This window comes from Burkholderia sp. AU32262 (assembly GCF_020419985.1).
Classification (GTDB): Bacteria; Pseudomonadota; Gammaproteobacteria; order Burkholderiales; family Burkholderiaceae; genus Burkholderia; species Burkholderia semiarida.
The window spans coordinates 48923-66040 of record NZ_JAIZRS010000027.1; the positions used below are offsets into that span (position 1 = coordinate 48923).

The following is a 17118-nucleotide window of genomic DNA, read 5'->3' on the forward strand; positions in this document are numbered from 1 at the left end:
CGCACGCAAGCGTGCCCGGATCTCATGCTGTGCAGTCGACCGGCGCCCATCGAGCGGCGCCGGTGTGTCGTCCCACCCTTCACGATCCATTACCGTCGCTTCGCGGGCGCGGCATCCGTATCGTCATGCGGCGCCAGCCGGCCGCCGGCCTGTTACTCAGTTCGCCCGTGCGTCGATCAACCGGACCAGCGCGAGCAGCGTCTCCGCATGCGGCACCGCGACGCCCGTTTCGCGCGCGGCCGCGACGACCTTGCCGCTGATCGCGTCGATTTCGGTGCGGCGGCCCGCGAGCACGTCCTGCAGCATCGACGGCCGATGGCCCCGATGGTCGCGGATCGCATGCTCGACGTTGCGCGCGATCCGCGCGCCGTCGACCGCGATGCCCTTCGCGTGCGCGACGGCGGCGGTCTCAGCCGCGAGCGCGAGCGCGAGCCGCGGCCCGTCGTGATGATGGCCGAGCTGGTCGACGGTGCAGCCCGTCGCCGCGCACACCGTGTTGAGCGCCGCGTTGAACGCGACCTTCTCCCAGATCGCGGCCCACACGTCGGCGTCGAGCGTGCAGGCGAGCCCCGCGCGCGACAGCGCGTCGGCCACGGCCGCCGCGAACGGGCGCGCCGCGCCGTCGGCCGTCATCATGCGGACCGTGCCGGCGCCGTGCGAGCGCACGTGCGCGGGCCCGGCCGCATCGGCCGGCCACGTCGTCACGCCGACCAGGATGCGCTCGATCGGCACGAACGCATTCACCGTCTCGACGTTGCCGAGCCCGTTCTGCAGCGTCAGCACGAACGTGTCCGGCGTCAGCAGCGCGCGCACGCCGTCGAGCGCCGCCCGCGTGTGCAGCGATTTCGTGAAAACGATCAGCAGGTCGAACGGCGTGTCGGGCGCGGCGGCCGCGTCCGCATTCGCGGCTTCCGGCCGCATGGCGTGCAGCGTGCGAATGCGCCGTTCGCCGCGGTCGTCGTCGATGCGCAGCCCGTCGCGGCGGATCGCTTCGAGATGCGCGTCGTTCACGTCGATCAGCGTGACGGCTTCGCCGCTTTCGGCGAGCCGCCCGCCGAACAGCGAGCCCATCGCGCCCGCGCCCAGAATCGCAATCTTCATCGTCGGCGGCCTCGTCAGAACGGATAGTGGCGCGGCGCCGTCTGCACCGTGATCCAGCGCAGGTCCGTGAACGCGGCGATGCCGGCCTTGCCGCCGAAGTGGCCGAAGCCGCTGTCCTTCACGCCGCCGAACGGCATCTGCGCCTCGTCGTGCACGGTCGGGCCGTTCACGTGACAGATGCCCGATTCGATGCGTGCGGCGACGCGCAGCGCCCGCGCGACGTCGCGGCTGAACACGGCCGACGCCAGCCCGAACGCGTTGTCGTTCGCGCAGCGGATCGCGGCCTCCTCGCCGTCGACGCGCACGATGCCCTTCACCGGGCCGAACGATTCCTCCGCATAGAGACGCATCGCCGGCGTCACGTGGTCGAGCAGCGTGGCCGGGAACAGCGTGCTGTCGGCCTTGCCGCCGCACACGAGCGTCGCGCCGTGCGCGAGCGCATCGTCGATCAGCGCGTTGCAGCGCTCGACGGCCTTCGTGTCGATCAGCGACCCGAGCACGACCGGCCCGTTGCGCGGGTCGCCGAGCGGCAGCGACGCGGCCTTGTCGGCGAGCTTCGCGACGAATGCATCGGCGATCGATGCGTCGACGACGATGCGCTCGGTCGACATGCAGATCTGGCCGGAATTCGCGAATGCGCCGAATGCGGCCGCGGCGACCGCCGCGTCGAGATCGGCATCGTCCAGCACGACGAACGGCGCCTTGCCGCCGAGCTCCAGCACCGACGGTTTCAGGTGGCGCGCGCACGCTTCGGCGACGATCCGGCCGACCCGCGTCGAGCCCGTGAAATTCACGCGGCGCACGGCCGGGTGTGCGATCAGTGCGTCGACGATGGCGCCCGCATCGTCGGGCGCGTTCGTCACGAAGTTGACGACGCCCGGCGGCAGCCCGGCCTCCTGCATGGCCTCGACGACCAGCCCGTGCGTGACGGGGCACAGCTCCGAGCCTTTCAGCACGATCGTGTTGCCGCACGCGAGCGGCAGCGCGAGCGCGCGCGTCGCGAGAATCACCGGCGCATTCCACGGCGCGATGCCGAGCACGACGCCGGCCGGCTGCCGCACGCCCATCGCGAGCGAGCCCGGCACGTCGGACGGAATCAGCTCGCCGCCGACCTGCGTGGTCAGCGACGCGGCCTCGACGAGCCCGCTCGCCGCGAGCTGCACGTTGAAGCCGGCCCACAGCGCGGACGCGCCCGTCTCGGCCGCCATCGCGGCGACGAACTGGTCGTGCTTCGCTTCGAGCGCGGCGGCCGCCTTCAGCAGCCATGCGCGCCGCGCGCCGGGGCCGAGCGCGGCCCAGCCGGGCAACGCGCGGGCGGCCGCGTCGGCCGCCGCGCGCGCATCGTCGGCGGTGGCCGCGGGCGCGGCCGACGCGATTTCGCCGTCGAGCGGGTTGCGGCGCACGAAGGTCGCGCCGCTGGACGAGTGGCGGCGTTCGCCGCCGATCAGCATCGCTACGGTTTGCATGGAATCTCCGGAAAGACGCGCGCGGCGCATCAGGCAATCTCGATTTCGACGACGACCGGCGTCGCCGCACGCAGCGCGTCGGCCAGCGTATCGCGCAGGAGCGCTGCATCGGCCACGCGTACGCCGCGGCAGCCCATCCCTTGCGCGAGCGCGACGAAGTCCAGGTCGGGCAGATCGGTGCCCTGCACGGGGTCGCCGGGGCCGAAGCCGAACACGGGCGCGAAATCCTGCAGCGCCGCATACCGCCGGTTGTTCAGGATCACGAACGTGATCGGCAGCTTCAGTTGCGCGGCGCTCCACAGCGCCTGGATCGAATACAGGCTCGAGCCGTCGCCGATCAGCCCGATCACGCGCCGGCCCGGCCGCGCGAGCGCGACGCCGACGGCGGCCGGCATCCCGTAGCCGAGCCCGCCGCTGTCCATCGTGTAGAACGTGCCGCTGCGCGTGAACGGCAGATGTTCCTGCATCACCGGCCGCGCGCTCGGCGCCTCCTCGACGACGATGTCCTGTGCGTCGCGCACGTCCGAGAGCGTCTGCAGCGCGAACGCGACCGACATGCGCGCGCCGGCGGCAGGCGCGTCGACGCGGACACGCGGCGCGCGCGGCGCGGGCATCGGCCGCTGGGGCGGCGCGGGCCGCGCCAGCAGATCGCGCGCGGCGAGCCGCAGGTTGCCGACGACCGCATCGCCCGACGGCGTCCACGCGGCGACGCCCGGATCGTCGACGAGCTGCACGAGCGTCGCGCCCGGCGGCACGTGCGGGCCGGAGCCTTCGATGTGATAGGTGAACGCGGGCGCGCCGAACGCGAACACGAGATCGTGCCCGTCGAGCCGCGCGACGATCTTCTCGCGGATCGCGGGCAGGAAGCCGGCGAACAGCGGATGGTCCTCCGGAAAACTGCAGCGCCCCGACATCGGCGCGACGTACACGCGCGCACGGTGCCGCTCGGCAAGGCGCACGGCGTCATCCCACGCGCCCGCGCGATCGACGGCCGCGCCGACCACGAACGCCGGGCGCCGCGCGGCGTCGAGCGCGTCGCCGAGCCGCGCGAGCGCGTCGGGATCGGGCCGCACGATGCTGCTGACGTCACGGCGCGGCAGCCATTCGGCCGGCTGGTCCCAGTCGTCGACGGGAATCGACACGAACACGGGGCCGCGCGGCTCCTGCATCGCGATCCGGTACGCACGCGCGATCGCGGCCGGCACGTCTTGCGCGCGCGCAGGCTCGATGCTCCATTTCACGTACGGCTTCGGCAGCTCGGCGGCCTGCGTCGCGCCGAGGAACGGATCGAACGGCAGAATCGCGCGCGCCTGCTGGCCCGCGGTGACGATCAGCGGCGTGCGGTTCCTGAACGCGGTGAAGAGATTGCCCATCGCGTTGCCGACGCCCGCCGCCGAATGCAGGTTCACGACGGCCGCATGGCCGGTGGCCTGCGCGTGGCCGTCCGCCATGCCGACCACGACGGCCTCCTGCAGGCCGAGCACGTAGCGGAAATCGTCGGGAAAGTCGCGGAACATCGGCAGCTCGGTCGAGCCGGGGTTGCCGAACACGCGGTCGATGCCGAACTGGCGAAACAGATCGATGACGGCGTCGCGGACGGTGATCGGCGCGGCGGATTGGGACGGGGTGCCGGACATGCTCGGGCGTCTCCTCGATGGCTTGGCGGTTTCCACAGTATCGAAGCGCAGGCCATTCACGGATACTGTATTTTTTGCCAAAAGCCATTACGCCCCGGCATGACTTTCGATCTCCGACAATTGCACGCGTTCACGACCATCGTCGCGTGCGGCAGCCTGGGCCGCGCGGCCGACGCGCTGCATGTCACGCAGCCGGCGCTGAGCCGGATCCTGAAGCGGCTCGAGGCGCAGGTCGGCGCGCCGCTGTTCGAACGCCATTCGAAGGGCGTTCAGCTCACCGCGTTCGGCGAAGCGCTGCTGCCGCACGCGACGCTGCTGCAGCACGAGGCCGAGCATGCGCGCGAGGAACTCGACGCGATGCGCGGGTTCGCGAAGGGCACGATCAAGGTCGGCACGGTGGGCAGCATCGCGAGCCTCGTGCTGCCGGTCGCGGTCGGCCGTGTGCTCGACCGCTGGCCGAACCTGCGCGTCGAAATCATCGAAGGCGTGTGGGACCGGCTCGCGCAAGGGCTGGTCAAGCACGAGATCGACCTCGCGCTGTCCGCGCACGGGCCCGACACCGACGAGATCGTCGCGATCCCCGAGTGCCGCTGGGAAGATCGCAGCCATATCGTTGCGGCGCCGCACCATCCGCTGCGTGCGCTCGGCCGGCCGCCGACGCTCGCCGATACGCTGCACGCGCGCTGGGCGATTCCGCCGCGCGGCACCGCGCCGTTCGACCACATGCGCGCGACCTTCGACGCGCACGGGTTGCCGTTGCCCGACATCGCGGTCGAGACGCGTTCGGTCATCACGCTGAAAAGCCTGGTCGCGCATGCGGGATTCCTCAGCTGGATGGCCGAGCCGATGGTCGGCGCCGAACGGCGCGCCGGCACGATCGACACGCTGCCGGTGCGCGAGGTCGTCGCGGTGCGCACGCTCACCGCATTCCGGCGCCGCCACGGGATCCTGCCGGGGCCGGCCGGCAAGCTGCTCGACGAACTCGTCGCACTCACGCGCGAAGGGCGCTGACGCCTTTTTCCATCGGCCCCGCCGCGCCCGCCCTGCCCCCGCACGCCGCCGCAGCGCACCATCGAAATGCCGTTTCCGCGCCTTGACTTTCGTTCGCCCGAATACGATCATTCGCTCACACAAAGAGCAAAAGATCGTATTCGACGGAATAGACAGGCAGGAACAGGAGACACCGATGAGCGAATCGCCCGCCGCCCGCGCGCCCGTGCTGCTGCACATCGGCGCGGGCTCGTTTCACCGCGCGCACCAGGCGTGGTATCTGCATCGCGTGAACGCGGCCGTGCCGGCCGACGAACGTTGGTCGCTGACCGTCGGCAACATCCGCGACGACATGCGCGCGACGATGGACGCGCTGGCCGCCCAGCACGGCGCTTACACGCTCGAAACCGTCACGCCGCAAGGCGAACGCGCGTACGAGACGATTCGCGCGATCACCCGCGTGCTGCCATGGTCGATCGACCTCGCCGCGCTGATCGACGCCGGCGCCGATCCGGCCTGCCGGATCGTGTCGTTCACCGTCACCGAAGGCGGCTACTACCTCGACGAACACAACCGGCTCGACGTCGCGAACGCCGATCTCGCCGCCGACCTGCAGGGCGCGCGCACGACGCTGTACGGTGCGCTCGCGGCGCTGCTCGCCGAACGCGTCAAACGCGGCGCGGGCCCGCTCACGCTGCAAAGCTGCGACAACCTGCGCAACAACGGCGCGCGGTTTCGTGCGGGCATGCGCGAATTCCTCGAACGGCGCGGCGAAGGCGGACTGCTCGCGTGGTTCGATGCGAACGTCGCGACGCCCAGCGCGATGGTCGACCGCATCACGCCGCGCCCGACCGACGACGTGCGCGAGCGCGTGCGTGCGGCCACCGGCATCGACGACGCGTGCCCGGTGATGGGCGAATCGTTCATCCAGTGGGTGATCGAGGACCGCTTCGCGGCCGGCCGGCCGCGCTGGGAACTGGCCGGCGCGGAACTCGTCGACGACGTCCATCCGTACGAGGAAGCGAAGATCCGCATCCTCAACGCGACGCACAGCTGCATCGCATGGGCCGGCACGCTCGCGGGCTACACCTACATCCACGAAGGCACGCACGACGCGGCGATCCGCCGCTTCGCGCACGACTACGTGACGCAGGACGTGATCCCGTGCCTGACGCCGAGCCCGCTCGATCTCGCGCGCTACCGCGACGTCGTGCTCGAGCGCTTCGGCAATCCGTACGTGCTCGACACGAACCAGCGCGTCGCGGCCGACGGCTTCTCGAAGATCCCCGGCTTCATCGCGCCGACGCTCGTCGAATCGTTCGCGCGCGGCGCCGCGCCGGTCGCCACGGCCGTGCTGCCCGCGCTGTTCCTGCGCTTTCTCGAACGCTGGGCGCGCGGCACGCTGCCGTATGCGTACCAGGACGGCGTGATGGACGACGGCGCCGCACGCGCGATCGTCGAAGCCGACGACCCCGTCGTCGCGCTGTGCGCGAGCCGCGCCTTGTGGGGCTCGCTCGCCGGCAACGCCGCGCTGCTCGACGCGTTGCGCGCCGGGCTCGCGCGCGTCGATGCCTGGCTCGCGGCGCGCTGACGACCCGCGCGCCGATGCCCGGCCGCGCGGCCGGGCGAACCCGCTTGGCACAGGCCGTGCGGCCCGGCTAAAGTAGCGGCTCCTCACCGACCGAACGGATCGCTCATGTATCTCGGCATCGACCTCGGCACCTCGGAAGTGAAGGTGCTGCTGCTGGCCCCGGACGGCACGGTGGTCGGCACCGCGGGCTCGCCGTTCACCGTATCGCGCCCGCACCCGCGCTGGGCGGAACAGCATCCGGACGACTGGTGGCAAGGCACGCTCGCCGCGCTCGCGGCGCTGCGCGAACGGCATCCCCAGGCGTTCGCGCAGGTGCGCGGCATCGGCCTGTCGGGCCAGATGCACGGCGCCGTGCTGCTCGGCCGCGACGACCGCGTGCTGCGCCCCGCGATCCTGTGGAACGACATGCGCAGCGCCGACGAATGCGCGCTGCTCACCGAACGCGCGCCCGATCTCCACGCGCTCGCCGGCAACCTCGCGATGCCCGGCTTCACCGCGCCGAAGCTGCTGTGGGTCGCGAAGCACGAACCCGACGTGTTCGCGGCGACCGCGTGCGTGCTGATGCCGAAGGACTACCTGCGGTTCCGGCTGACCGGCGCGAAAGTGTCCGACCCGTCGGACGCGGCCGGCACGCTGTGGCTCGACGTCGCACGCCGCGACTGGTCCGATGCGCTGCTCGCCGCGTGCGGGATGACGCGCGAACAGATGCCGCGCATCGTCGAAGGCAATGCGCCGTCCGGCACGCTGCGCGCGGACGTCGCGCGCGAGCTGGGGCTGTCCGAGGCCGTGCTGGTCGCGGGCGGCGGCGGCGACAACGCGACGAGCGCGCTCGGCATCGGCGCGATCCACGCGGGCGACGGCTTCGTGTCGCTCGGCACGTCGGGCGTGCTCAGCGTGGTCGGCGACCGCTTCATGCCGAATCCCGCGTCGGCCGTGCATGCGTTCTGCCATGCGATTCCGGATCGCTGGCAACTGATGAGCGTCGTGCTGTCGGCCGCGAGCTGCCTGCGCTGGGTGTGCAAGCTGACCGGCACCGACGAACCCGCGCTGCTCGCCGAAGTCGAGGCGCTCGACCCCGACGCGCTCGCGGCGGCCCCGCTGTTCCTGCCCTACCTGTCCGGCGAACGCACGCCGCACAACGATCCGTACGCGCAGGGCGTGTTCTTCGGGATGACGCACGCGACCGAGCGCGCGCATCTCGGCTACGCGGTGCTCGAAGGCGTGACGCTCGGCCTCGCCGACGGCCTCGACGCGCTGCACGCGGCCGGCGTCGAAACCGACCAGTTGTCGCTGATCGGCGGCGGCGCGCGCAGCGCGTTCTGGGCGCAACTGATCGCGGACGCGCTGAACGTGCGCACGCGCCAGATCGGCGGCGGCGAAACGGGCGCGGCGCTCGGCGCGGCACGGCTCGGCTGGCTGGCCGCCGGCGGCGATCCGCATACGGTGCTGACCAAGCCGCCGGTGCGCGCCGAATACGCACCGGACGCCGCCCGCCATGCGCGGCTGCGCGAACGCCTCGATGCGTTCCGTACGCTGTACCGCCACGTGCGGCCGCTGTACGAGCCGTCGCGCGCACGGCTCGCGTAGGCGCCGCGCTCGCGCGGGCAGCCGCCGGCCGCGCGCGCGACATGCGTTACAGTGGATGCCGTCATGCGGCCCGCCGGCCGGCCCGCGGGGCGGCCCCCCGATCCGAACCGAATCGCTATCGTGTCCAAGTCCTCAGAAAAACTCGATCTCGCCACGCGCGCCGCGTGGCTCTATTACGTCGCGGGCGACACGCAGAACGAAATCGCCGAAAAGCTGCAGGTGTCGCGCCCCGTCGCGCAGCGCCTCGTCGCGTTCGCGGTCGAGAAGAACCTGATCCGCGTACGCGTCGACCATCGGCTCGCCGATTGTCTCGACCTCGGCGCGCAACTGTCGAAACGCTACGGCCTCGCGATGTGCGAAGTCGTGCCCGTCGACGCCGATGCGCCCGACGCGATCGACCGCAAGCTCGCGGTCGCCGGCGCGCAGGTGATGGAGCGCTACCTGAGCGAAACGCGGCCGATGGTGATCGCGGTCAGCAGCGGCCGGACGCTGAAGGCCGCGGTCGCGCAGATCGCGCAGATCGATCGCCCGCAGCACCGGCTCGTGTCGATGGTCGGCGCGATCGCGGCCGACGGTTCGTCGAACCGCTACGACGTCGCGCAGTACATCTCCGAGAAAACCGGCAGCAAGCATTTCCTGCTGCCCGCGCCGCTGTTCGCCGACAGCGACGCCGAGCGCGCGCAGTGGTGCAATCATCGGCTGTATCGGATCGTCGAGGCGCTGTCGGGCGAGGCCGACGTCGCGTTCGTCGGGATCGGCAACATCGGCCCGCACTGCCCGCTCTACGAGGACGGCTTCATCACCGAACAGGAGCGCGACGAGATGACCGCGCTCGGCGCGGTGGCCGAGCTGCTCGGCGTGCCGATCGACGCGCAGGGCACGCGGATCACCGTGTCGACGAGCGCGCGCGTGACGAGCGTCGCGCTCGCCACGCCGCCGAAGCGGCCGACGATCGCGTTCGCCGGCGGCCCGAGGAAACACGACGCGGTGATCGCCGCGCTGCGCGGCGGCTGGCTGTCGGGCCTCGTCACCGACGAAGCGTGCGCGCGCGCCGCGCTCGCCGCGAAGGCGGCCTGACGCCGCCATAGATCCTGCGCGGCGCTCGGCCGTACCGGCATTGCTTCGCGCTACCGCGGGGGAGGTACGATCGACGCGCAAACCGCCGAACACCGACGCGTCACGCCGCCTTCGCGTGCACGCTCAACCGCCGGAACGCCTGCCCGTTTTCGTCGAACAGATGACAGTGCTCGGCCTGCGCATGCACGCGCAACGCGTCGCCGGTGCGATACGTATCGAGCGGCGGAATCCGCGCGATCAGCCCATCCGGGGCGACGGCCGACTCCGCATACAGATACGCGGCGTCGCCGAGCGACTCGACGGCCATCGTCCGCGCGGCGACGCCCGGCGCCGCCGCATCGACCAGCAGGTGCTCGGGCCGCACGCCGACCGTCACCGCCGCGCCGCGCTGCAGCCCCGCAGCGTCCACCGCGACACGCTGCGTCTCGCCGCTGTCGAACCGCACGAGCACGCCGCCCGCATCGGCCGATTCGACCGTGCCCTTCAGGAAGTTCATCTTCGGCGAGCCGATGAAGCCCGCGACGAACTGGTTCGCCGGCGCGTGATACAGCGCGTTCGGCGTGCCGACCTGCTGCACCGCGCCGCCCGACAGCACGACGATCTTGTCGGCGAGCGTCATCGCCTCGACCTGGTCGTGCGTCACGTAGATCATCGTCGTCTTCAGCTCGTCGTGCAGCCGCGCGAATTCCAGCCGCATCTTCACGCGCAGCGCGGCGTCGAGGTTCGACAGCGGCTCGTCGAACAGGAACACCTTCGGCTTGCGCGTGATCGCGCGGCCGATCGCGACGCGCTGCCGCTGGCCGCCCGACAGTTGCTTCGGCTTGCGGTCGAGCAGGTGGTCGATGTGCAGGATCTTCGCGGCCTGCTTCACCGCCTGGTCGATCTCGGGCTTCTTCGCGCCCGCGAGCTTCAGGCCGAACGCCATGTTGTCGTACAGCGTCATGTGCGGATACAGCGCATACGACTGGAACACCATCGCGATGCCGCGCTTCGCGCTCGGCACGTCGTTGACCTTCGCGCCGTCGATCAGCAGGTCGCCGTTCGAGATGTCCTCCAGGCCGGCGATCATCCGCATCAGCGTGGATTTGCCGCAGCCGCTCGGGCCGACGAACACGACGAATTCGCCGTCGGCGATGTCGAGGTTCACGTTGCGCAGCACTTCGGTGTCGTCGTAGCGCTTCGCGATGTTGCGCAGGAGCACGCTTGCCATGATCTGTCTCCGTTCGTTCGTGATGCGCCGCATCGAGCGGCGCGCATTCGTTCCTGATTGCTAGTTCGGCAGCACCGCGCCCGTCGCCTGCCAGCGCGCGACGTAGCCGGGCAGCTCGTGCATGTCGTCGAATACGTGACGCGCGCCGATGCCGCGCAGCGCGTCGATCTGGGCCGCCGATGCGTGCCCGCCGCCGATGAAGCCGAGCACGGTCATGCCGGCCGCGGCCGCGGCGGTGATGCCGGTCACGCTGTCCTCGACCACCAGGCATTGCGCGGGCACCGCGCCGAGCGCGCGCGCGGCCGCGAGATACACGTCCGGCGCCGGCTTCGGCCGCGCGACCGAATCCGCGCAGAACAGCCGGTCGCCGAAGAAGCGCGCGAGGCCGGTGCGCGCGAGCGCCGCCTCGACGTATGCGCGATAGCTGTTGCTCGCGCAGGCCGTCGTCAGGTCGATCGCGGCCAGCGCCGCATCGATGCCGTCGACCATCGGCGCATTCACGGCCGCGGCCTCGACCGCGCGGCGGATCGCGTCGATATCGTCGTGCGTCAGCGTCCGGCCGACCGCCTCGGACGCACCGGCCAGCACGCGCTCGATGCGCAGCCCGAGCAGCGGCATCACGGCCGGCCGCGCATCGACGCCCGGCCAGCGCGCATCGAGTTCGCGCACGATCACGTCGGCGGCGACGGCCTCGCTGTCGATCAGCACGCCGTCGCAATCGCAGATCAGCACGTTCATGCCGTGACCGACCGCGCCTTTGCTTGCGCCGCTCACTTGACCGCCCCGAACGTGAGCCCGCGTACCAACTGCTTCTGCGACAGCCAGCCGACGATCAGGATCGGCGCGACCGCGAGCAGCGACGCGGCGGACAGCTTCGCCCAGAACAAGCCTTCGGGGCTCGAATACGACGCGATGAACACGGTCAGCGGCGCGGCGTTCGAGCTCGACAGGTTGATGCTCCAGAACGCCTCGTTCCACGACAGGATCACGAGCAGCAGCGCGGTGGACGCGAGCCCCGGCAGCGCCATCGGCATCAGCAGGTAGACGATCTCCTGCCACGTCGACGCGCCGTCGATGCGCCCGGCCTCCAGGATGTCCTTCGGGATCTCGTTGAAGTACGTGAAGGTCATCCACACCGCGATCGGCAGGTTGATCAGCGTGTAGACGATCACGAGCCCCGACACCGTATCGAGCAGCCCCGCGTTCTTCCACAGCAGATAGATCGGCACCAGCACGCCGACCGACGGCATCATCTTCGTCGACAGCATCCACAGCAGCACCTTCTGCGTGCGGTGGTTCGGGAAGAACGCCATCGCGTATGCGGCCGGCACCGCGAACAGCAGCGAGATCAGCGTGACGCCAGCCGAGATCAGCACCGAATTCCACGCGAACGCGAAGTAGTTGCTGCGCGCGAACACCTCGCGGAAGCTGTCGAGCGTCGGCATGAACAACAGCGACGACGCGTACGCCTGCTGCTCCGTCTTGAACGCGGTGATCGCCATCCAGAAGATCGGGAAGAACAGCAAGAGCGCGATCAGCCATGCGAGCGCGCCGGGCAGCGCGCGCCGCACGAGGTCGAACACGGCCGGCGTGCGCCGGCCTGCCAGGGTCAGGTCGCTCATTTTTCGTACTCCCCCTTCAGGTTGCGCGCGAGCATCCGCACGAGGAAGAACGACACGACGTTCGCGACCACGACGGCGATGATGCCGCCCGCGGACGCAAGGCCGACGTCGAACTGCTGCAGGCCGAGCGCGTAGATCAGGTAAGACAGGTTGGTCGTCGCGTCGCCGGGGCCGCCGCCCGTCGTCGTGTAGATTTCCGCGAAAATCGACAGCAGGAAGATCGTCTCCATCATCACGACCACGGCGATCGCGCGCTTCAGATGCGGCAGCGTGATGTAGAAGAACATCGCGATCGGGCCGGCGCCGTCGATGCGCGCGGCTTCCTTCTGTTCCTGGTCGAGCGACTGGATCGCGGTGAACAGGATCAAAAACGCGAACGGCAGCCACTGCCACGCGACGATGATGATCACCGCGGTCAACGGGTAATCGGCGAACCAGTCGATCGGCGTCATCCCGAGCGCGCGCATCGCGTTCGCGACGAGCCCGTACACCGGATGCAGGATCATGTTCTTCCAGATCAGCGCGGAGACCGTCGGCATCACGAAGAACGGCGCGATCGCGAGCAGGCGCGCGATGCCCTGCCCGTAGAACTTGCGGTCGAACAGCACGGCCATCAGCACGCCGCCGACCACCGTGATCGCGAGCACCGCGCCGATCAGCACGAGCGTGTGCCAGATCGCGGGCAGGAACGACGGATCGGTCGCGAGGAAGCGATAGTTGTCGAACCCGGCGAAGCCCTTCACGTCCGGGTTCAGCAGGTTGTAGCGCGAGAACGAATACCAGATCGTCATCGCGAGCGGAATCGACATCCACAGCAGCAGCACCGCGACGGACGGCGACACGAGCCAGCTCGCGCCGCCGCGCGCACGGCGCGGCGCGCCGGGCGGCGACGACGCGTCGCCGACCGACGGCGCGTGAGCGTGACTCAGGGGAAGACGCAGGTGACGCATGATCGGAGTCCCTCCGGTTGATGCGCGGGCGCGAACGGCGTGCCCGCCTGTCAGCGTCGCCGGCCCGCGCCGTGTGCCACGGCGCACGATGCGGGCCGCGCGACGGCTTGCGCGTTACTTCTTGTAGCCGGCCTGCCGCACCGCGCGGTCGGCCGCGGCCTGGCCGGCGGCGAGCGCCTGGTCGACCGACATCTGGCCCGCGACCGCACCCGCGATCGACTGGCCGACTACCGTGCCGAACGACTGGAATTCAGGAATCCCGACGTACTGCACGCCCGTGTACGGCACCTTCTTCAGCGACGGGTCGTTCGGGTCGGCCGTCTCGATCGCCTTCAGCACGAAGTCCGAGAACGGCGCGGCGGCCTTGTACTCCGCGCGCTGATACGTCGACGTACGCGTGCCCGGCGGCACCGACGCCCAGCCTTCGTCCTTGCCGACCATCTCGATGTACTGCTTCGACGTCGCCCACGCGATGAACTTGCGCGCGGCGTCCTGCTGCTTCGACGTCTTCGGCACGGCCAGCGCCCACGCCCACAGCCAGTGCGAGCCCTTCGGCGTGGCGGCGACCGGCGCGGCCGCGAAGCCGATCTTGTCGGCCACCTGCGACTGCTGCTTGTTGTAGAGCATCCCGGCCGCGACCGTCGCGTCGATCCACATCGCGCACTTGCCGGACGCGGTCAGCGTCAGGTTCTCGTTGAAGCCGTTCGAGCTCGCGCCCGGCGGGCCGTTCTTCTTCAGCAGGTTCACGTAGAAATTGATCGCCTTCTTCCACTCGGGCGACGTGAGCTGCGCGTTCCAGTTCTCGTCGAACCAGCGCCCGCCGAACGTGTTCACGACCGTCGACACGTACGCCATGTTCTCGCCCCAGCCGGCCTTGCCGCGCAGGCAGATCCCGTAGGTGCCCTTCGACTTGTCGGTCAGCTTGTCCGCGAATTCGGCGATCTGGTCGTAGGTCGGCTGGTCGGGCATCTTCAGCCCCTTCGCCGCGAACAGGTCCTTGCGGTAGAACGTCATCGAGCTTTCGACGTAGAACGGCAGCGCGTAGAGCTGGCCGTTGTACGACAGGCTGTCGCGCGCGGTCTTGACGATGTCGTTCAGGTCGTAGTCGGCGGGCAGGCCCGTGATCGGCGCGAGCCAGCCGCGCTTGCCCCACTGCGGCGTTTCATAGGTGCCGATCGCCATCACGTCGAACTGGCCGCTGCCGGTCGTGATGTCGGTCGTCGCGCGCTGACGCAGCACGTTCTCCTCGAGGATCACCCAGTTCAGCTTGATGTCCGGGTTCGCCTTCTCGAACGCCGGCGACAGCTTCTTCAACTCGATCATGTCGGGGTTGTTCAGCGTCGCGATCGTCAGCGTGCCGGCGGACGCCGCGCACGCCGCCGTCGCGAGCGCGGCAGAGGCGAAACAGCGTGCGGCGGCGTCGAGCATCTTTCGTTGCATGGCATGTCTCCTGTGATTGTTCGAAATGTCGTCGGTCTTGCGTCGGTGTTGCGTCGTTTCCTTCGCGGCCCGTCATGCCGGCCGCTGCATCCCGCACGCGCGCGCATAGTGCGCGATCACGTCGCGTATCCGGTGGCGCACCCAAGCGCGCGGCTCCTTCGCGAGGCCGCCCGCGCGGCACGCCGCGTAGACGTCCGGCAGCCATTGCGCGACGAGCGTTTCCGGCACCGGCTGCCGCGCGAGGTTGCCGAACAGCTGCTCGACCGCGGCCGCGACGGCCGGCTGCAGCCAGTAATAGCGGATGCGGTCGCTGTAGCTGAACTGGCGCGCGAGCCGCTGCGCGGTCTCGTCGCCGCGGTAGTACGGCGCCCAGTGTTCGGGCTGCGCGCGCATCGCCGCATCGACGACGTCGCGCAACCGCGAGCGCTGCGCGACGTCGTCGATCAGCGCGTCCTCGATGAACGTCAGCGCGAACAGCGCCTCACGCAATGCGAACGTCAGCGCGGGGCCGACCTTCAGCACCGCGAAGTGGTCGCGCACGAGCGCGGCGAGCGCGTCTTCGGTCTGATAATCGGTCGAATGCGCTTCGAACACGAGGCGCGGTGTCTGCAGGATACTCGCGCCGAGCGACGCCGCCTTGGCGCTGTCGTAATCGAGCACGTGGCGATCGTCGAAGTCGACGCCCGGCTGCGCGACGATCGCGACGACGCGCGTCCACGCGTCGTCGAGCCCGGCCGCCGAGAACGCGTGGCGGTGCGCGTCGAGCGTCGCCGCGATGCTGTCGCTGCGCGTGACCTCGATCCGCGCGATCGCGTCGTCGCCGGCGTCGTTACCGGCCTCGCCGCTCACCTCGCCGCCCGGCGTCGGCACCTCGGTGCCGATCACGTAGACGGGCGCGATTCCGGCGCGCGCCGCCGCGTCTTCCGCGACGCGGCACAGCTCGGCCGCGCGCGCGGCGATCGTGCGATCGTCGAGCCGCGCCGGATCGTCCGCGCACGCCATGCTCGCGTCGAGATGGATCTTTTCGAAACCGGCTTCGACGTAGGCCGCGACCATCGCACCGGCCTCGCGCATCGCGTCGGCCGCGCGGCGGTGCCGCCACGGGTTCGGGCCGAGATGGTCGCCGCCGAGCACGAGCGCCGACGGCGCGAGCCCGCAGCGCGCGGCGATCGCATCGACGTCGCGGCGAAAATCCGCCGGCGTCATGCCCGTATAACCGCCGAGATGGTTCACCTGGTTGCAGGTCGCCTCGATCAGCAGCGGCGAGCCGTCCGCGCGCGCGGCTTCGCACGCGGCCTCCAGCACGAGCCGGTGCGCGCTGCAGATCGAATAGATGCCGCGCTGCGCGTCCGCGCGGTTCGCGTCGAAGATCATCCGCAGCACGGTGCCTGCATGCGCGGTGCGCGCGCGCTCGGCAACGGTCGTCAGGCCGGACATGCGATACCTCGTTCGGTCAGGAAGCGGTCGATCTCGGCCGCGCTGCTGTTGCCTTCCATCGGGCCGCGCCGCGTGACCGCGATCGCGCCGGCCGCGTTCGCGCGGCGCAACGCGACGTCGATCGCCATGCCCGCGACGAGGCTCGCGACCAGCGTGCCGCCGAAGCAGTCGCCGGCGCCGGTCGGATCGACTTCGTCGACCGGATAAGCCTGCGCGTCGACGCGGCTCGCACGATCGAATGCGACGCTGCCTTGCGCACCGCGTTTGAGCACGACACGCTCGAGCAGCGGATGCGTCGCGAGCAGTCCCGCGATCGCGCGCTCGGCCGGCTGCGGCCCGCAGAAGAACGGCAGGTCGGCTTCGCTCGGCAGGAACAGGTGGCACGCGGCGAGCATCTCGTCGAGGGCCGCGCGCATCGGGCGGAAACTCAGCATTTCGGGCCGCACGTTCGGATCGAACGACACCTTGGCTCCCGCGCGCGCGGCCTCGATCACGCCGCGCTGCACGGCCGCGATCGCCGATTCGCTCGTCAGCGACGAGCCCATCACGTGGAAATAGCGGCAGCCGTCGAACATCGCGGTGTCGACGTCGGACGCATCGACGCATGCCGCGGCACTGGTCGACAGCGTGAAGACGAAACTGCGCGAGCCGTCGTCGCGATACGCGACGAACGCGGTGCCGGTCGGCCGTGCGACGCGGCGAATGCGCGCGACGTCCACGCCGTCGCGGGCGAGCCGCGCGACGATCGCATCGCCGAACGCGTCTCGGCCGACGCAGCCCGCATATGCGACGCGCGCGCCGAGCCGGGCGGCCTGGTCGGCGAAGATCGCCGGCGCGCCGCTCGGAAACGGGCCGGCGAAGAGTCCCGGCACATCGAAGCCCTGGCCGCGCTCGGCGGCGACGAATTCGGCCAGCAGTTCGCCGGCGACGACGATCTCGGCCATCAGGCGAGCCCTCCTCGTTCGACGGCGGCCGCGGCGTGCGGCACTGCCGCCGCGTAGCGGGCCGGC

Annotated in this window: 14 protein-coding genes; 4 read left to right on the forward strand and 10 right to left on the reverse strand. The window is 70.6% G+C overall.

Going from position 1 to position 17118, the window contains the following annotated elements; genetic code table 11:
* Window positions 1-156: 156 nt before the first annotated feature.
* Genes LGN10_RS27045 through mdlC form a run of 3 tightly spaced genes read right to left on the reverse strand, consistent with a single transcriptional unit; the run spans window position 157 to window position 4204 of the window.
* Window positions 157-1101: a ketopantoate reductase family protein gene (locus tag LGN10_RS27045; protein ID WP_226225594.1), complete on the reverse strand. Its 945-nt coding sequence runs from the start codon at window positions 1099-1101 to the stop codon at window positions 157-159.
* A gap of 14 nt (window positions 1102-1115) precedes the next feature.
* Window positions 1116-2567: an aldehyde dehydrogenase gene (locus LGN10_RS27050; RefSeq protein WP_226225595.1), complete on the reverse strand. Its 1452-nt coding sequence runs from the start codon at window positions 2565-2567 to the stop codon at window positions 1116-1118.
* A 29-nt stretch (window positions 2568-2596) separates the two neighbouring features.
* On the reverse strand, window positions 2597-4204 hold the full coding sequence (mdlC, locus tag LGN10_RS27055) for a benzoylformate decarboxylase (RefSeq protein WP_226225596.1): 1608 nt from the start codon (window positions 4202-4204) through the stop codon (window positions 2597-2599).
* A gap of 99 nt (window positions 4205-4303) precedes the next feature.
* Between mdlC and LGN10_RS27060 the strand changes: the two genes are divergently transcribed.
* The 4 genes from LGN10_RS27060 to LGN10_RS27075 all read left to right on the forward strand — a co-directional run bounded on the left by LGN10_RS27060 (window position 4304) and on the right by LGN10_RS27075 (window position 9449).
* A complete protein-coding gene (locus tag LGN10_RS27060; RefSeq protein ID WP_059578464.1) occupies window positions 4304-5215 on the forward strand; it encodes a LysR family transcriptional regulator in 912 nt (303 codons plus the stop codon).
* 175 nt (window positions 5216-5390) lie between these two features.
* Entirely contained in the window at window positions 5391-6785 is a 1395-nt protein-coding gene (gene dalD, locus LGN10_RS27065) for a D-arabinitol 4-dehydrogenase (RefSeq protein WP_226225597.1), read from the forward strand.
* A gap of 105 nt (window positions 6786-6890) precedes the next feature.
* Window positions 6891-8372, forward strand: a complete 1482-nt coding sequence (gene xylB, locus LGN10_RS27070) for a xylulokinase (RefSeq protein ID WP_059644785.1) — start codon at window positions 6891-6893, stop codon at window positions 8370-8372.
* 63 nt (window positions 8373-8435) lie between these two features.
* On the forward strand, window positions 8436-9449 hold the full coding sequence (locus tag LGN10_RS27075) for a sugar-binding transcriptional regulator (RefSeq protein ID WP_089465099.1): 1014 nt from the start codon (window positions 8436-8438) through the stop codon (window positions 9447-9449).
* A 100-nt stretch (window positions 9450-9549) separates the two neighbouring features.
* On the opposite strand, the gene LGN10_RS27080 is transcribed toward LGN10_RS27075, so the two are convergent.
* From LGN10_RS27080 to LGN10_RS27110, 7 genes are all read right to left on the reverse strand, one after another.
* Window positions 9550-10659: an ABC transporter ATP-binding protein gene (locus LGN10_RS27080; protein ID WP_226225598.1), complete on the reverse strand. Its 1110-nt coding sequence runs from the start codon at window positions 10657-10659 to the stop codon at window positions 9550-9552.
* A gap of 60 nt (window positions 10660-10719) precedes the next feature.
* The gene (locus tag LGN10_RS27085; RefSeq protein WP_226225599.1) at window positions 10720-11397 is read right to left on the reverse strand and encodes an HAD family hydrolase; all 678 of its coding nucleotides are present in this window, start codon (window positions 11395-11397) and stop codon (window positions 10720-10722) included.
* A gap of 32 nt (window positions 11398-11429) precedes the next feature.
* Window positions 11430-12281, reverse strand: a complete 852-nt coding sequence (locus tag LGN10_RS27090; RefSeq protein ID WP_059578484.1) for a carbohydrate ABC transporter permease — start codon at window positions 12279-12281, stop codon at window positions 11430-11432.
* Window positions 12278-13231, reverse strand: coding sequence for a carbohydrate ABC transporter permease (locus LGN10_RS27095; RefSeq protein ID WP_099316769.1), 954 nt, complete (start codon window positions 13229-13231; stop codon window positions 12278-12280). Before LGN10_RS27095 ends, LGN10_RS27090 begins: the two co-directional genes overlap by 4 nt.
* Before the next feature lie 114 nt (window positions 13232-13345).
* Complete coding sequence (locus LGN10_RS27100; RefSeq protein WP_059578487.1) at window positions 13346-14671, reverse strand: ABC transporter substrate-binding protein; 1326 nt, start codon at window positions 14669-14671, stop codon at window positions 13346-13348.
* A 72-nt stretch (window positions 14672-14743) separates the two neighbouring features.
* Entirely contained in the window at window positions 14744-16108 is a 1365-nt protein-coding gene (locus LGN10_RS27105) for a D-tagatose-bisphosphate aldolase, class II, non-catalytic subunit (RefSeq protein WP_226225601.1), read from the reverse strand.
* Entirely contained in the window at window positions 16096-17052 is a 957-nt protein-coding gene (locus tag LGN10_RS27110; protein ID WP_059578492.1) for a sugar kinase, read from the reverse strand. Before LGN10_RS27110 ends, LGN10_RS27105 begins: the two co-directional genes overlap by 13 nt.
* Window positions 17053-17118: the final 66 nt, after the last annotated feature.

Coding starts and splice junctions, on each gene's coding strand:
- LGN10_RS27045 (WP_226225594.1), bottom strand. CDS start 1,101: ATGAAGATTGCGATTCTGGGCGCGGGCGCGATGGGCTCGCTGTTCGGC.
- LGN10_RS27050 (WP_226225595.1), bottom strand. CDS start 2,567: ATGCAAACCGTAGCGATGCTGATCGGCGGCGAACGCCGCCACTCGTCC.
- mdlC (WP_226225596.1), bottom strand. CDS start 4,204: ATGTCCGGCACCCCGTCCCAATCCGCCGCGCCGATCACCGTCCGCGAC.
- LGN10_RS27060 (WP_059578464.1), top strand. CDS start 4,304: ATGACTTTCGATCTCCGACAATTGCACGCGTTCACGACCATCGTCGCG.
- dalD (WP_226225597.1), top strand. CDS start 5,391: ATGAGCGAATCGCCCGCCGCCCGCGCGCCCGTGCTGCTGCACATCGGC.
- xylB (WP_059644785.1), top strand. CDS start 6,891: ATGTATCTCGGCATCGACCTCGGCACCTCGGAAGTGAAGGTGCTGCTG.
- LGN10_RS27075 (WP_089465099.1), top strand. CDS start 8,436: ATGCGGCCCGCCGGCCGGCCCGCGGGGCGGCCCCCCGATCCGAACCGA.
- LGN10_RS27080 (WP_226225598.1), bottom strand. CDS start 10,659: ATGGCAAGCGTGCTCCTGCGCAACATCGCGAAGCGCTACGACGACACC.
- LGN10_RS27085 (WP_226225599.1), bottom strand. CDS start 11,397: ATGAACGTGCTGATCTGCGATTGCGACGGCGTGCTGATCGACAGCGAG.
- LGN10_RS27090 (WP_059578484.1), bottom strand. CDS start 12,281: ATGAGCGACCTGACCCTGGCAGGCCGGCGCACGCCGGCCGTGTTCGAC.
- LGN10_RS27095 (WP_099316769.1), bottom strand. CDS start 13,231: ATGCGTCACCTGCGTCTTCCCCTGAGTCACGCTCACGCGCCGTCGGTC.
- LGN10_RS27100 (WP_059578487.1), bottom strand. CDS start 14,671: ATGCAACGAAAGATGCTCGACGCCGCCGCACGCTGTTTCGCCTCTGCC.
- LGN10_RS27105 (WP_226225601.1), bottom strand. CDS start 16,108: ATGTCCGGCCTGACGACCGTTGCCGAGCGCGCGCGCACCGCGCATGCA.
- LGN10_RS27110 (WP_059578492.1), bottom strand. CDS start 17,052: ATGGCCGAGATCGTCGTCGCCGGCGAACTGCTGGCCGAATTCGTCGCC.